The following is a 16418-nucleotide window of genomic DNA, read 5'->3' on the forward strand; positions in this document are numbered from 1 at the left end:
TGGTCAGGAAGTTTACCTGAGTGTTGCTATAATAAAAATAATACGCAAAAAGATTAGGAGTCCGCTTAGTTGCGAGCTCCTTTTTAATATACAATAATTTATTTGATTTTGAAATACGCTACTTTCTGGAGCGCTTACGTAAAAAAGATAGCATTTCGTTTTTTTAGAAACGAAATGCTATCTTTTTTGCATAAGTTTAGCTTTACTAAACAATTAACTACTAGTTTTATATTATATCATAACTTACAAATGGCTTAAAACCGTCAATATTTCCAATTTTGCTAAAAAGAACAATTTAGCGAAATTAATTAACATATCTTATAATATGTTGGTTGTATATTCTAAAATAAATTTATCAGGTGTAAGGTTTAATAGATTTAATTGTTTGCCTATCAATTCTGTAGTAATTGGATTATTAAAATTTGAGGAAATATATCTTGAAAGTGATGTAACGTTCTGTTTCAATTTATTTAACTCTTTTTCTGTCATAACTCTTACTTCACTATTAGGATATGCAGAAGCCTCCTTTTTATTAGATGGATGAATTAATATTGGACATCCTGTTTTTCCTTTATATTCTTTTGAGAACCAATTATAACTATTAGATATTTGTTCAGCTTCGCTTTTATATATATGACTTCTAGTTTTATAAACCTCGTTTTTGGCTTCAATTATAAGAAAATTATTGTTTGACATATGCCATAACACATCTGGTAAACCTCTACCAAAGGACTTTTCAGGTCTTTGGCAATCATAACCTAAAAATATTCCTAGTTCCATAAATGCACCTTCAAACATATTACTATCTCCACCAAAAATAAGTTTTCCTAATAATTCATTTACATAAATAATAATAGCATTTCCATTATCATAAGATATAATATTTTTAAGCACTCTATTGGGTTGTAAACCTGAATTTTTTTCAACTTTCTTATATTTTATGCCCTCAATAGTTTTAAATAAATTAATATTGAGCTCATGTGCTTTTATTTGCTTTTTTACAGCTTCAATCTTATCACTCTTATATAAATAAAATGCTGCTAGTTGTAAAAACCAACCTTTATCACAATTATCTAATTTATCGCCTAAATCATTAATTGCATTTTCTATAATTCTACTAGCTTCTAAAGATCTATTAGCATTATATAATTTATAAGCTTGTCTTTCTAATGTTGCTAACTCAATTGGAATATAGTTAATATCTTCTTGTTTTGCTTTTTGCAGTTCTGAATTATGAAATTTTATCCAACTATTATTTCTTGATAAACTTGCATTCATTATTGATAATAATGCTTGCTCTGCATTAGTTTCATTAATTTCTTGAAGTTTTTTTGTGAATTTAACTCCTATCTCCATTTGTTTTCTAGTTTGGGGTGAAAGATATTTTTTGTTTTCATTTATTGAAACAAATGTTTCTAAATCAGCTCCACTCAAAATTACAACACTGTAATCACTACTAGATCTTGTACTTCTTCCTATTCCTTGTTCAATTTTTTGAGTTAATATTGTTTTAACTATTTTCGAGCTTGGTCTAGCAATATTTAAATATTTTTCATATAAGGTTGTTCCTAATGGTAGACCATCAATAATCAATACCCTACATTGATTTCCATGGAGATCAATTCCATCATATCTATTAGGTAGTACGAAACGATTTCTTTCACCTTCATTTAATTGTTTTATCCCTAATGAAATATTCTCACTACTTAATAATTTAGCCCCCATATCGGTCCATCGTTTAGTATAGTTAGAATAAGAACTAGGAGTTAACACTATAATATTTTTATCTATATCATTGATTATTTCTGATAATTTAGTGTTATCTAAAGATTCATTTATTAATGATGGAATTAAAATCATTCTCTCTCCTATATTATACTGTTTGCTATTTATCAGAGGTGATTTTACAGCTTTTTCATTAATATCTAATTCTTTTATTAGTAAGGAGTCATCTAATAATGTTGCTGACATAAAAATTCTTCTTTTTGCATTCTCAAATGCTTTAAATTGGTTAATTGGTAAGCAATGTGGTGTTATCTCTATAGTATCACCTGAAATAAAAACATTACAACTTTCTAAATTATTTTTTAATAATGGCCAATTAAAATAAATATTTTTAGTTACGTCATCTTTTTTAGATTCTGCCTCTAAAAAATGGTGTGATACATTAGAAAGTATAGTAGCTACACTTTCTATATTATCCATCCAACTCCAAAAAGGAATTTGCATTACTGTGTTTTTATCTCCGTCATATATACTTTTAGCACTTCCAATATCTTGTTGATGTAATGATGATTCAAATATTCTATATATGTCATAATATAGGGTAGATGAGCTTTTAATCTTTAAAGTAAACTTATCTCTGGCTTTAGAGATACATGAGTGAGCATCATCGAGTATAATACTACCTATTTCAATATCATACTTGTTAAAAATAGATCTTCCATTAAATAATTTATCAAAGACAGTAACTAAAATTGCTTCACTATTTAAAAACTCTATTGGAAATTTATTTGGATTATTTGAAAATGTTACACATTTTATACCATACTCTTTTGATTTTTGCATAACTTGTTCCACTAATTGTAAATCCGGACATAAATATACAGCTGGTCCAATACCTTCATTTAAACTAGATTGTAACATTAAAAGTCCTACAAAAGTTTTACCAGCACCTGTATTCATTTTTAACACTATATCTTTATCATTTCGCCTATTAAACCATGCATTTAATATCTCTGTTTGTACATCTCTAAGATATTCATAATCACTATTTTTAACTAGACTTGAAAATATCCTATCTGGTTCTATAAATTTCTCCTCATCATCGATACTAAATAAATCATCTAAATTAATCATAAATACACACCCTTTAATTAAATTTATAGTTATATATACAACTATAACATTTTTATACAAAATTTATACTTTTTTAATCAAAATTAAACTAAAATATTAATCTAATTAGTGGATATTAATATATAAAATAAAGCTATTTAGCAAAAATCTAATAACTTATAATATATTAAATTAAATATATTGAATTTTATATATTATAAGAATATACTTTATCTATAGTGTTTTTAGGAAGGACTACCCTCCAGTATGTCCAAGGCAGGACTATCAAATAAACCCAGCAAGTCAAGTAAAGGAGGGATTCGTTATGATAAATAGCGGTATTAAAGGTTTTATTAAATCAATCAACATCACAGGTGTAACTTTAAATCTAGGTTTTATAGGGCTCAACTTAGCTGGGGGTTCTTCCTAAAAATATTATTCTAGAATAATATTTTTATTAGATAGTTTTTAATATTTATAAACACCTCATCATTGCAAGTGTCTACAGTAACAGTTGTTATATTTTCTAAAGTTTAGTTTAACGTAATTAGAAAAGCAAGTGATTTTTGAATAACTGGCTTTTCTAATTGGAGATAATGATACCTAGTTATATTTATAAATTAAAATTAGTTACATATTTTTGATCATTTTCACTTTTTATTTTGACCGGTTTAGCCTTAAGATAATAAGCTGGCCATACCTCGTATTTAATGTCTTTAGATTTTAACTTTGTACATATATAATCTTTTGTAGTCTCATTTTCTTCTAAGTTATCTCTTAAGCACAGTACCTCACATAAATAATTAGTATTAAAACTATTAGGCTTTAATGAATCAAATAATGAACATTGCGTTTCATAAACCTCAGATATTCCATCTATATCCTTTAAAATGGAAGTTAGGATATCTTGTTTTATATCAAAAGATAATATTCTTACTTTATACGTTGGGTATTTTATATATAAAATAGGCGTTGATGATTCTAATACAAATGCAGGATATTTTTCAGAAACATCATCTAACTTGATACTAAAGTCATTTCTATCAATCAAATTATTACACTCAATTGAATATAATTCTAATCGTTTTAATGAACTTATTGAAATCATATTTTCAAAGTCTCTGCTAGATATTATAGGTAACATTTCTCTCATTACTTCTGATCTATTTTGATTAACATCTTCTAATACTTTATCTATAGATTGTAAAGCTTCAGAATCTACTCTAACTCTTATTAAACTATCTTTTTTTAAATCTGTTGGTCTTCCAACTTTCCTTTTCATATTTTACACCTCTAATAATATTTAGAAATAATTAAGTAGCTACAAAATTATTTCTAAATATAGAATATTTCATTACCATAAAATTGTCAACTATAATTTCTGAGAGTTTTTTAACATTAAAGTTCGGATAGGATACCAAAACTGTATAGATTGTAATTACGGGCTATACATTCTATACAATTCTAACAGTAATAAAGTAACTATCGCCAATGAAATAGTTGCTTTATTTTTGTATAATGTTGATGTTTTTTTGATGAGCCAAAGACTACATATAGAAGTGAGTTGTAAAGGAAAATGAATTGAAAAATTTAAGCTGCTATTCCGAAGGAGCATAGTTAATGAAATTTTTTTAGTAATGGATTTACAACTTGAATTGATATATGATAGGCTGGTGTACCAAAAAAGCAAAAAAAGAAGTCCATTAAAGGACTTCTTACCTAATTGGATTCACTCCATCGGGTACCCTATTATAGGGGTAGCGTCCTAAAAATGCGAATTTCGTACGTTAAGCAAAATTAAGCCAGTAATTACAATGGGTGTAGCGATTTTAGTGTTTTATTAAGTAACTATCAAAACTCATAGATTGGTTAAATTTAAAAATAGTTATGATACAAGTCTATTGGGACACCTCAAAGCATTGATTTTACTTATGTTAGTTAATGTTCCAATAGGGTATACTCTACTAAAATTAAAAACTAAAAATAATACTTAACGTACGTATTCAGCAAAAGTAGGATTGTACCCCTATAAATAAGTTTATATGTAAAATTTCCACATCAAGTTACCGGTTTTTGCACGTATCTCGGCGTCACCCCTAATAGAAAGATTAGAGTTAACAGAAGCAGAGCAGAAGCGTATGAAAACTATAATAGGGGTTAGGGTTAAGTATGATAGAAACAATAAGAGAAGAGTTGAAGTTCGTAGGAATGAGAATGGATTAACTGATAAGCAACAAGAGTTACAAGAGTTTAAGATTAAAGTTTATGAGTTAAAAGAAAAAGGGTTAAGTAATAGAGCTATAGCAAAAGAATTTGGATGTAGTGAAGGAAAAATAAGAACAGTACTACAAAAATAAGGTGCGTAAAAAATGGTTCTTTATAAATATGTGGGTTCTTTTTAGAGGCCCTATTTTTATACTATTGATGGAGTGATTTAGATGTTTTTAGGGGGATGAGGAGATAGGTGTAAAAATTGGTAATTTCCTGGGTTTATTTTATATAATTAGTTTAAAGCTAGTTATTAAACCAAAGTATAAAAAGTATTTGGTCAGAATATGATATGGTTCTTTTCCATAATATATGATATCTATCCCAGAGTGTACTTAAAATAGTTACTTAATAATCATATCCCACGTCATATATTTCTAAAAATATATACCGCATTTTTAAAAATATCCATTTACACTTTTTACATTATATGGTAAATTATAAAGTGTGATAATAATTATATTTATAACTAGGGGGGGATTTTTTGAAAAAATCAATTTTAGGAATTATTTTAACCACTACTTTAACACTTACTGGAATATTTATGACAGTAAGTGAAAGTGCAAATGCATCAACCTTATTAAATAATGATCATGAAAAAACAATTATGAATTATGGATTTTCAAGTGATGATGAATTAGAACAATTTTTTCTTGAAAATGATGTTTCAATTGAGAAACAAATTATATTAAAAGAAAAAATAGAAAACAATGAGCCTTGGGATTGTTATAAGGATGGAGCAGAAAATTTACTTCCAAAAGACTTTTCTTATTTTGATATTAATGATACCGAAACAAATAAAAGATTTACTTTTGAAGATGGTTCTTTTATTGAAATAAATATTGAACCATCAAAAAATTCACGTGAAATTGTATCAGATTCATATGGAACAAGGTATACAAATCATAAAATTTCACGTCAAGTTGGTGGCACAAAAGCTTGGTTTTATGCTAACTTTTATGTTGCAAGATATGGTCCAAGTAGTTTCTGGACAGAGGCTGAGGGATATAACGCTCCTTACGGAGAAGGAATTAGTGGCTTTGGTGCAACAGGAAACCCTACTAAAACTATGATTAGAAAGAGTGAAAACACTTCAACAAAACAAGCAGCATTATTTGAGTTAAGATGGTTTAATCAAATAACTGTGGATGGTTCTTGGGCTGGTATAGGTGGTAGTGCACCTATTGGTTCTACATGTACTTTGTATTTAGCACTTGTAAATAACAAAATGTATGTAGATAGTTCATTACCATTTTAAAAAATGATTAAAAAATATTTATTATTTTTAGTTAGTATAGTAGGATTATTAATTGTACTGTTAGTATTTAAAAGCAATACGAATTTAGAAATTTATAAATTTAATGTAATTGGTACTGATTTAATGTTAGAAAATTATACATTAGTTTCAAATGGAAATGAAGTATATATCAGTGATGCTTATTCAATAAGTACAGTAGGACAAGATAAAGATATAACTGATATTTCATTAATTGTAAAAAATAATGAAACAATATTGACAGATTTAATATTTCAATTTCCTAATGATAAAATACAAAATGCACAAAATGATATAATAATTAAAGAAAATTTAAATGATAAAACTTCATTAAAAATATTATTTAAATATAAATTAAATAATGTACAAAAGGAAGATTATTATTCTGTTAATTTAGAAGATAAAAAGAAATAGGCATCATAATGATACCTATTTCTTTTTTTGATAGTTAATTTGGTGTTTGCCCTAGCCTCGCTTCGCCAAACACCTTTTTTAAAATTAGTGCGTAAAAAAATGGCTCTTTATAAATATGTGGGGGGGTGCTTAGGCACCTCCTTTTTTTTTCTTAGATTGAAAAAATTAACTTAGAGTAGGACAATAGTATTATTAGAGTATGATGTGTGAGGTTTGTTTATGGTATTTAAAGATTTTACTATAGATCAGTTAAGCGAGTTTGTTAATAAAGAATTATTGCAAGGAGAAAGTCTTGTAAGCATTGCAAAAAAATTTCAGTAAATGAAAGCAGTATTAGAAAAAAATTAAATAAGTCAGGATATAAAAGAGTAGGGAATCAATTCAAACTAGTTGATAATACACAGTATGAAGAAAATAAGACAATAGTAAGAGGTGAAGAATATAAGGCGTCTACAGCTCTTACGGAGGTCATAGAGGAGAATAAAAATATAATTATACCAAAAGATATTAAGGAAAATATACTAGGTCTCGCAACTAACTATGATAGAATAATGAAGATGTTAAATCAGTATGAAGGCGAATATGACAAAAAGTATGAGGACGAGTATGACAGAGAAAATGACAAGAGTATTATTATAGAGTTACCAGTTGAAACTAAGAAAGATTATAGAGCAACGACAAGAGTTAATAATATTATTTGGGAGCAGTTTGGTAAGTTCTGTGATGAGAATAAAACTTATACTAAAAGAGATTTAGTAAGTATGGCTTTAAAACAGTATATGGATAAACATAGATAATGGAGAGTTAAAAAATAGGTGTATCGAAAAAAGACTCTTTATAAATATGTGTTATTCTTTTTTGCTATAATCTAAAGATATGATTAACGTAGGAGGAGATGCAAATGGATTTTAATTTTATGGAGTTTTTAAAGCTCCCAACTAAAATAATGCTGGCTTTAGGATTGGCTTCAGGAGTGATACTATTTTTACCAGATACAATAGTTGAGAAGATGTATATGATTGAATTTAGAGATAAGTATGGTTTTGTGATAGGTGTTATTTTTTATTTTAACAGTATTTATTTTAATTATTACAGGAATAATGGCGATTTATAATTATTTTAAGGACAAGCATACATCTAAGAAAGTTGAAGAGAATTCAGGTAAATTTTTAGTTTCGTTGGATACATTTAAAAAAGCTATAGTTTATGGATTATATCTAGAAGAAGATCATACAGAAGAGCTACCATTAAATAGTGGAGCTGTAGTTCACTTGGAACATATGATGGTCATAGGAAAAGCTACCAATCAATATTTTATTGATAATTTAAATAACCCAGTATTCCCATATATGCTGCAACCGTGGGTAATAGAAAAATTAAACAACGATAATGAATTATTGGAGTCATATAAAGAAGCATATATGGTTCAAAGTAGAATGTGTAGAGAAGAAACTTTAAGGTATTAGGGGGCCCGAGCGCAATTTGTGTAAAAGTACCAATAAGAAATTGTACCTTCCATAAATTACAGTATTTGTGGAAGGTTTTTTTATAATAGTACTATAGCCAGAAGAAAAATTTATAATCATAGGGCAAATGTAAGTTCCAGAAAGAAAAGGTGATTATACAGAAATAGTATTAAAGATATTGAGGCAAGGGGATAAAAAAGGATATTACAGATAATTTAGGTATATTACAACCATTAGTTTCAGGAATTAAAAATAATGAGAATGATATTTATAGGCTTATATGGGGGGACGCCGAGATACATGCAAAAACCGGCAACTTGATGGGGAAATTTTACATATAAACTTATTTATAGAGTATTTAAATTGTTTCAAATAGCTTACTTTATGAATTAGACTTAATTACATATTTTTTTAGCTTCAAATCTATAACAAAATTTGTTTTGAAATATTGCTAAAAGTTTGTAGACTATATGAAAAATCATCAATAAATATGGTTTGTATGGATAAACTGAACTATGACGTAAATAAAAATGGTATAAAAGACTAGGAAAAACTAATGATTTTTATTGAAATATTAAAATTGGTAGTACAGTTTAAATATAGATAAAAACAACTAGGAGGAAAAGAGAGATGGGAGTTAAAAGAGATTATTGGGCAGTAAACAGTATGATGCACGATTTAGATTGGGAGCGTTCAACTCATTTAAGAGTTACAGTGTAACGTTAAGATGATGGACAGTGTATAATCAATGAAATATTTCCAATATATATAAGAGAGGCTGCTGGGGATAAATATACAGTAGGTATTCAGTGGGAATATTTGAGAAAATATAAAAACTATAAAAGTAAAGGTCTATATGGCACTTATTGGACAGGATATGATACTGAAATAGAATATAATGAAGAAAATCAAATTTTGAAAATAGTATCTAATGGGTTAGTTATAAATATAATAGTATATCAATAGTAAGCGGATCATTAAGGGGTAGCAGTAATAAGCTACCTCTTTTTTGTTCTATATCTGATAGATTGTTAGTACAAGTAATACAAATATAGCAAAAGCAATATAAAGTTGATTCTTAATGGATATAAGATAGTGATAGGATAATAATTTTAGATTAGTTGATGGGGAATAAATAAAAATGAATGAATTTAATAAGATTAGGAATAAATATAGTAGCTTTAAAAAGATAGAAAATGACCCAAGTAAACAGTTAGAGAAAGATGTATTAGTGCTTGAAATAGAGATGTTAAGGGCGAAAGTAACTGATGAAAAATATCAAAGGGATTGTAATAGAATTATTGCGGATATATTAATTTAATATATTACATAACGGTAGTATAACTTAAAAGTATTGACACCGATGAAGACTCAACCTATAATTGAGATATAGAGCGGTGTCTTAACTTAGTGCCAAAATAAGGAGAAAAAATGCAAGATTTAATACAAGAAATATTAGAGAATGATTTTAGGATTTATAGAGATAAGGAAGAAATAAAAACTTATGAAATAAACAATATAGAATATAGAGTATGTAAATACCATGATTATATTTGCATTAATGCTTTTAACGATGTTACAGAAAGAGCTGTTAAGCTAGATACTAAAAAATATGGTAAGTTAATTGACAGACTAAAAAAAGATTCTAATATAGTAACTACTAAAGAAGGAGAAATACATATTAAATTTAATAAAAATAATGGTAGTATCAACATTATTAATACTAAAATAATAGGTTACGTTAGAGTTAGTACTAAAGGTCAGTTAGATGGAAATAGTATTGAAGAACAGACTAGATCTATATTAGAAAGATATCCTACTGCTAATATTATAGAAGAAAGCTATAGTGCTGCTAAAGATAGAGAAATATTTAATAATATACTTCATGAGCTAAAGAATGGAGATACACTTGTAATTACTAAGCTAGATAGATTTTGTAGAACTGCAAAAGAGGGATTACAGTATATAGATCTATTAATGGATAGGGGTGTGAAAATACATATATTGAATATGGGACTTATAGAAGATACCCCAATGGGAAGGTTAATAGTTACGAATCTTCTAGCTTTCGCGGAATTTGAAAGAGCAATGATTATAGAGAGAACTCAAAGTGGAAAGGCTATTGCAAGGACTAAAGCTGGATTTAAAGAGGGAAGACCAAAGTCATATACTAAATATCAACTTGATAATGCATTAGCATTATTAACTATTAATGGAGGAGATAATAGCTATAAAGAGGTAGTTAAGTTAACTCAAATAAGTAAAAGTACGTTGATTAGAGAACAAAGGAAAAGAAACTTATAAATTTAATTATGAGATTAACTGATTTTTTTATCTTGGATTAATTAAAATGTTAGAAGTAGCTTTAAGAATAAATTTATTAATGTATGGAAAAATGGAGAAATAACAGCTAAAAAAGTATGGAGCTTTTAAATTTAAAAACCCATATTTTTTATCGTAGAAGTAAAGCGTATGAAAATATGTAATAATAAAACCGGCAACTTTATGGATTAAATTTCCATCAACTTACCGGTTTTTACACGTATCTCGGCGTCCCCCCTTATATGGATGACCTCCTTTTGTCTATTAAATTTGGATGCAAACCTCTTTTAATTATTGACAAAAGGAGTTTTTTTCATACTCAACGCTTAAGCTTATCTGAACACACCTGCATAGCAGGTAGTTTTTTTATTATAAATATCAATCTATTTAACGATGAAATGCTATTTGGCATAGACTTTAAATAATTCCACTCAGTAGGTAAAATTTTTAATTTATATTGAATTTATGTGGATAGTTTACTTGTATTGTCCTTGAAATTATATTCTCAAATTATCACGTTTACAACTTTTTTAAATTATGTTAATATATTACTGTATATAAATGGAGGTGAATAAAATGAAAAAATTTTTTATTAAAATTATGACATGTACTTTAGCTTTTGTATCATTTATTACTGCTTCACCAAAAGCAGAGAAAATTAATACACCAAATAACGCGCCTGAATTGCGTACCGTAATAAAAGTAGATGGTTATGATTGGGATTACGGATATGCCTATACATTAACATTTAAACATGTACAATATTCAAAGTATGCTCATGGGAAAAAAGATCATTCTGCTACAGCTATGGTTGATAATGTATACGATAAAGATACTAAAGGTCCAGGTAAGATGGCTCATGGTGAAGTAGAGGGTTCTAGAAATCCAAGCACTTATAATTCGTATTATAATTATTGGTAAAACTAAAATAAAGGAAAAGTAAATTTATTTGCTTTTTCTTTATCTTATTTAAGGAGAATTTAAATGTGAAAAAAATATTACTAATAGGATACTCTGTTATTTCCATAATATCATTTTTAATATTATTTAACTTATATGACATTATTGAATTTAATAAATTAAAAAATATTGAAACTAGCGATACTAGCTATACTCTACGTATTGATAAATCCATCGATAATATTCCTTCAGATAAAGTTTATAATAAGATAACATCTATTTTAGATAAATTTAATGCAAATATAACTTATACTACTACACATTTAACTGAAAACGAATCAATATTAGTTAAATATGTTTATCCTAAAAATAGTTATTTTCTTAATGATTTAAATTTAATGACAAAGGAGTCTTTCAATGAAAGCTATTTAAAGGAAAATTTTTTTCTATCATCGTTTAATAGCAATATCAAAGAACAAAGTGGATCAATTTATGATTTTAGAAATAATAATAAAGTCGTTATAACGTCTTTAGAAAATGCCATTAATAAAAAATCCCTAAGTGGAGATTGTGTAGTTAATCTTGATAACCAAGATAATTTAAATAGTTTTATTAATCAATTATCAAAAGATTTAAATATCAGTGTAGATATTATTACTAACGATACCTACTCTCCTTATTGGTATATATACATTTATTTATTTATAATAATCCTATATATAATACTGTCTCTAATAGTATTATATATAATCATAAATTCCTACAAGGATTTCGCAATAAAAAAGATGATTGGATATAGTACCAAAGATATATGGATAGATGATATAAAAAAATTATTACTATCTCAATTTTTCATAAATATCTTAATTAATCTATTTATGTTTATATTTTTTGTTACAGAATATAATTACTTTATACTTAAATTTATACTCATACTTAGTGTTAATATTATTATTAACTTACTATTAACATTTTTTTTCTTGTCAATACCTTATTTATATATAAATAAAATATCAGTTTCTAGTATGATAAAAGATAAAAAAGATCTAAACTTAATGATTCGTTTAAATACAATAATAAAAGTTTTAATACTAATTATATTTATTTTATGCACTTCATTATTTATTAATGAATATGATTCAATAAATAGTTTTTATAAAACATCATATAAAAAGTGGGAAGAAACTAAGAATTATAAATTTATTGGTGGGATTAAATGTGATAGTTATGAAGAATTTATATCAGAAGATTTTAATTTAAAGCTACAGAATTTATATATGTTTTTTAATGAAAAAGGTGGCATGTTAGCAGATTTTTGTGAGTTTGAAGAAGATTTTATAAAATTAAATGAACATGCTGACGTACCTATCCCTTTAAAATCACTTGCAACTATAAACCCTAATTATTTACTAAAAAACATTATTTACGATTATAATAATGATATTATAAATATATCTGAAAAAGAATCAGATACTATTATAATAGTTCCTAATAAATATAAAAATTTTGAAAAAGAAATTGTTGAATATTTTGCTTATTTAGAAAATAACGTTAAAATAATATATAGCAAGGATAATCAAAGTTTATTTTCATATAACATATTGGTAAATTCTCAAAATGGCAATTATGTAACAGATCCTGTAATAAAAGTAGTAACGGAAAATAATTCAAATCTATCTGAGTATAGTAAAGTTGCTGCATATACTTCAAATCCATTTAAAATAGATACTACTGGTATTGATTTTAATAGTGTTTTAAAAGACAAAGCTAACGAATTAGATATTTATGGAAATTTAGTTAATATCTATTCAGCCTATGATGATGTAGCATATAGTATCTATGCTTTAGAAAAGAAAATTTCAGTAATTATTTTTATAGTTTCAATTTGTATGACTATAATTATGTTTATGATAGTTCAAAACACATTAAATTACTTTATTCAAAATAAAAAGGTCATCGTTGTTAAATCATTTCATGGTTATAAGCATTATGATAAATATAAAGGATATTATATTTATTTATTGTATTCATGGATCTTTATATCAATATTTTTATTATTTTTATATTTATTTGGATTTAATATAAATTGGTTAGTTTACTTATTTTCAGCTATTGCAGAATTAATAGTATCATTACTAAATTTAAAAAAAGTTGAAAAATTAAATATTGTTAAAGCTATAAAGAGAGGTTAGGATATGGATATAATTGTAGCCCAAAATATTGTTAAATGCTACGGAAGTAAAATTATTTTAGATAAATTTAACTTAATTGTTAAAAAAGGAGAGATTCTCTCTATAACTGGTCCAAGTGGAAGTGGAAAAAGTACTTTATTGAATATTTTAGGCTTAATAGAAGATTTTAATGAAGGTCAATTAAATATAAATGGAATATCTAATATAAAAGTAAACAGTACACAGGCCTCTAAATTAATACGTGAAAATATAGGTTATTTATTTCAAAACTTTGCTCTTATAGATAATGAAACTGTAATGTGCAATCTTAACTTAGCTCTAAAATACGTTAACTTATCTAAAAATGAAAAACAAGAAAAAATAAGTCAAGCATTAAAAGCCGTTGGATTATACGGTTATGAAAATAAAAAAATATATGAGCTAAGTGGTGGAGAACAGCAAAGAATTTCTATATCAAGATTATTATTAAAGCCATGTGATATCATTTTAGCTGATGAACCTACTGGCTCTCTTGATAAAAAAAATAAAGATAATATATTAAAATTACTAAAGTATTTAAATGGTCAAGGTAAAACCATAATAATAGTTACACATGATGATGAAGTAAGTAACATATCTACTAGAAGAATAACCATATAAATATAATAAAATGTTTGTTTGGAATAACTTTATTAATCTTCTACAATAAATAAATCTATATGTTTATAAAGCGTAAAAGTATTAATTATGCGTCAGAAATTTCGTAGCTTGTAAATCCGTATTTTGCTGACGCTGCCCACAGTAGGTAATAACTTTGAACTTGTCTATAATGATTGGAAGAATTGAAAAATTACAGCTGTTAAAGCAATGGATCTTCTTAATCTAAAAAGTAATACATTTTACAGAAGAGTAAAAGAGTATGAATATATTAATTAAAATAAAACCGGTAACTTTATGGGAATTAAATCCATAAGATGCCGATTTTTACACGTATGTCCTCGCCCCCCCTACCGAGTATAAATATTACTGATTTACTTATTGAGGTATCAAATTGGACAGGTTTTGAGAATCAATTTATCTATGCTTAAACAAATAAAGAACCTAGTGAAGATGATAAAATAATCATGATGGTATTGAGACTAGTAGGACTTAATAAGATGTCATAAGAAACAACCGAAAAAATATCTTATAATCAACTTTCGAATATATCAAATTGGAAAATGTATGATGATGGATTGAATAAGGTTGAGGAAACTATTGTTAATTACAAAAATCTAGCGCACTAAATATTTTAATAAATGCTATTACATTATGGAACACAGTATATATTTCAAAAGCTATAGAAAAGTTGAAAGAAAAAGAATCCTTCAATGAGGAGCTATTAAAGAATATTTCTCCATTAGCATGGGAGCATATTAACTTTGTTGAAGAATATAACTTCAATTCAGATATAAAATATGATTTTGATAATTTAAGACCTTTAAAAAAAGATAATTGAAAATCTTTATATCAAAAACAAACGTTTATTAGACAATAAAAAACCTTCCATAAATACAAATACTGTAATTTATGGAAGGTAAATTTTCTTATTGGTACTTTTGCACTAAGTGCGCTCATGAACCCATAATTAAGTTTATAATTACTCATTTTTTAATCTAATTTATAAAATGAAAAAATAGCATTGTCACTACCTTGGAAATATACCTCTTGTTCCAATATAAAAGTTTCTTCTAATTTGCTATTTGCTTCAAAGTACAAGTTGTTAACTTGTGGAAAACTTGATATTCTACACCATTTACATCTATCTCATTTACAGTTTCTGTTCCTTGGAATAATATCATAGCAAAAGGAGCTTTAGAATTAGTTAGCTCACATTTTAATTTATATGTACCAGGTTCTAATTTAAAATAATAATATGTCTCCTTTAATATCGCATGACTTGGATTTAATGTTATAATATTGTCTCCAGCATACCATCCGTTAGCTACCAAATAAGGTTCTTCTGTACCATCTTCCACTAAATTATTTTCTAAAGTTTTATCTTTATTTTCTTCAGCTATTCTTTTTTCTTAATTCTTTTTATCTGCATAAAATTTTTCTGATTCAGTTAAGTCTTCTCTATTAGTAGATTCTATTCTAGCGTAATATTCATCTTTAGTTTCGCTAACACCTTGAGTTCCTAAACCTAATCCAATAATAAATACTGAGGCAAAAACTATTAAAGTTCTTATTCTAAATTTCTTACCATACTTCCAAGTTAAAGCTAAAATAGGTATTATTATTTGAAAACTTAATAATCCAAAGAAAGCTAATATTTCTTGAACTGGATTTATATATGTTGTTACAAACATAAATACCATTATAATTGATAATATTGCATATATACTTAACCAGAGATAACAAATAAATTTCCCAAAATTCTTAATGTATCTTTTTAAGCCTATTAAAAATAATTTCACAATTCTCTCTCTCCTTTTTAAAATTAATCTTATCTAACATCTTTAGTTTCAAATGCATAATCTAATAATGCATCATATGTACGAATTATAAGAAGTAAAGTAGTATTCTTACTTTTCTCCAAACTAAAATAACTATTGGCAATCATATTAAACCAATTAAAATTTAGTAAGCGCTCCAGAAAGTAGCGTATTTCAAAATCAAATAAATTATTGTATATTAAAAAGGAGCTCGCAACTAAGCGGACTCCTAATCTTTTTGCGTATTATTTTTATTATAGCAACACTCAGGTAAACTTCCTGACCA

Annotated in this window: 16 protein-coding genes and 2 pseudogenes; 14 read left to right on the forward strand and 4 right to left on the reverse strand. The window is 26.3% G+C overall.

All coding sequences use genetic code 11. From position 1 onward, the window contains the following. Positions 1-318: 318 nt before the first annotated feature. Entirely contained in the window at positions 319-2859 is a 2541-nt protein-coding gene (locus tag ACRDBA_RS07410) for a DEAD/DEAH box helicase family protein (protein WP_438572289.1), read from the reverse strand. A gap of 592 nt (positions 2860-3451) precedes the next feature. Next, positions 3452-4120, reverse strand: a complete 669-nt coding sequence (locus ACRDBA_RS07415) for a hypothetical protein (protein WP_438572290.1) — start codon at positions 4118-4120, stop codon at positions 3452-3454. An 856-nt stretch (positions 4121-4976) separates the two neighbouring features. Here ACRDBA_RS07415 and ACRDBA_RS07420 point away from each other — a divergent pair. The 14 genes and pseudogenes from ACRDBA_RS07420 to ACRDBA_RS07485 all read left to right on the forward strand — a co-directional run. Further along, positions 4977-5195, forward strand: a complete 219-nt coding sequence (locus ACRDBA_RS07420) for a hypothetical protein (protein ID WP_438572291.1) — start codon at positions 4977-4979, stop codon at positions 5193-5195. Between the two features lie 395 nt (positions 5196-5590). Continuing rightward, positions 5591-6364: a hypothetical protein gene (locus ACRDBA_RS07425; RefSeq protein WP_438572292.1), complete on the forward strand. Its 774-nt coding sequence runs from the start codon at positions 5591-5593 to the stop codon at positions 6362-6364. 3 nt (positions 6365-6367) lie between these two features. After that, positions 6368-6796 carry a hypothetical protein gene (locus tag ACRDBA_RS07430; protein WP_438572293.1) on the forward strand — a complete coding sequence of 143 codons (429 nt, stop codon included), beginning with the start codon at positions 6368-6370 and terminating at the stop codon, positions 6794-6796. Between the two features lie 551 nt (positions 6797-7347). Continuing rightward, complete coding sequence (locus ACRDBA_RS07435; protein ID WP_438572294.1) at positions 7348-7593, forward strand: hypothetical protein; 246 nt, start codon at positions 7348-7350, stop codon at positions 7591-7593. A gap of 104 nt (positions 7594-7697) precedes the next feature. After that, the gene (locus tag ACRDBA_RS07440) at positions 7698-7910 is read left to right on the forward strand and encodes a super-infection exclusion protein B (RefSeq protein ID WP_438572295.1); all 213 of its coding nucleotides are present in this window, start codon (positions 7698-7700) and stop codon (positions 7908-7910) included. Further along, positions 7897-8262 (forward strand): super-infection exclusion protein B, encoded by a 366-nt coding sequence (locus ACRDBA_RS07445; protein ID WP_438572296.1) that lies wholly within the window; start codon positions 7897-7899, stop codon positions 8260-8262. Before ACRDBA_RS07440 ends, ACRDBA_RS07445 begins: the two co-directional genes overlap by 14 nt. An 819-nt stretch (positions 8263-9081) precedes the next feature. Beyond that, complete coding sequence (locus tag ACRDBA_RS07450; RefSeq protein WP_438572297.1) at positions 9082-9228, forward strand: hypothetical protein; 147 nt, start codon at positions 9082-9084, stop codon at positions 9226-9228. Positions 9229-9403: 175 nt separating this feature from the next. Then, complete coding sequence (locus tag ACRDBA_RS07455; protein ID WP_438572298.1) at positions 9404-9583, forward strand: hypothetical protein; 180 nt, start codon at positions 9404-9406, stop codon at positions 9581-9583. 110 nt (positions 9584-9693) lie between these two features. Continuing rightward, on the forward strand, positions 9694-10566 hold the full coding sequence (locus ACRDBA_RS07460) for a recombinase family protein (RefSeq protein ID WP_438572299.1): 873 nt from the start codon (positions 9694-9696) through the stop codon (positions 10564-10566). 594 nt (positions 10567-11160) lie between these two features. Beyond that, positions 11161-11505, forward strand: coding sequence for a lactococcin 972 family bacteriocin (locus ACRDBA_RS07465; protein ID WP_438572300.1), 345 nt, complete (start codon positions 11161-11163; stop codon positions 11503-11505). Positions 11506-11570: 65 nt separating this feature from the next. After that, entirely contained in the window at positions 11571-13676 is a 2106-nt protein-coding gene (locus ACRDBA_RS07470; RefSeq protein WP_438572301.1) for a DUF1430 domain-containing protein, read from the forward strand. 3 nt (positions 13677-13679) lie between these two features. Then, the gene (locus ACRDBA_RS07475; protein WP_438572302.1) at positions 13680-14315 is read left to right on the forward strand and encodes a putative bacteriocin export ABC transporter; all 636 of its coding nucleotides are present in this window, start codon (positions 13680-13682) and stop codon (positions 14313-14315) included. A 150-nt stretch (positions 14316-14465) separates the two neighbouring features. Beyond that, positions 14466-14591: pseudogene (locus tag ACRDBA_RS07480) on the forward strand (recombinase family protein); the annotation flags it as partial. A 343-nt stretch (positions 14592-14934) separates the two neighbouring features. Next, a pseudogene (locus ACRDBA_RS07485) lies at positions 14935-15153 on the forward strand (Tn3 family transposase); the annotation flags it as partial. 232 nt (positions 15154-15385) lie between these two features. On the opposite strand, the gene ACRDBA_RS07490 reads toward ACRDBA_RS07485, so the two are convergent. Together ACRDBA_RS07490 and ACRDBA_RS07495 are read right to left on the reverse strand one after the other, a co-directional pair. Continuing rightward, on the reverse strand, positions 15386-15673 hold the full coding sequence (locus tag ACRDBA_RS07490) for a hypothetical protein (protein WP_438572303.1): 288 nt from the start codon (positions 15671-15673) through the stop codon (positions 15386-15388). A gap of 51 nt (positions 15674-15724) precedes the next feature. After that, positions 15725-16114: a hypothetical protein gene (locus ACRDBA_RS07495; RefSeq protein ID WP_438572304.1), complete on the reverse strand. Its 390-nt coding sequence runs from the start codon at positions 16112-16114 to the stop codon at positions 15725-15727. Positions 16115-16418 lie beyond the last annotated feature (304 nt).

This window comes from Clostridium sp., assembly GCF_051654825.1.
GTDB lineage: Bacteria > Bacillota > Clostridia > Clostridiales > Clostridiaceae > Clostridium.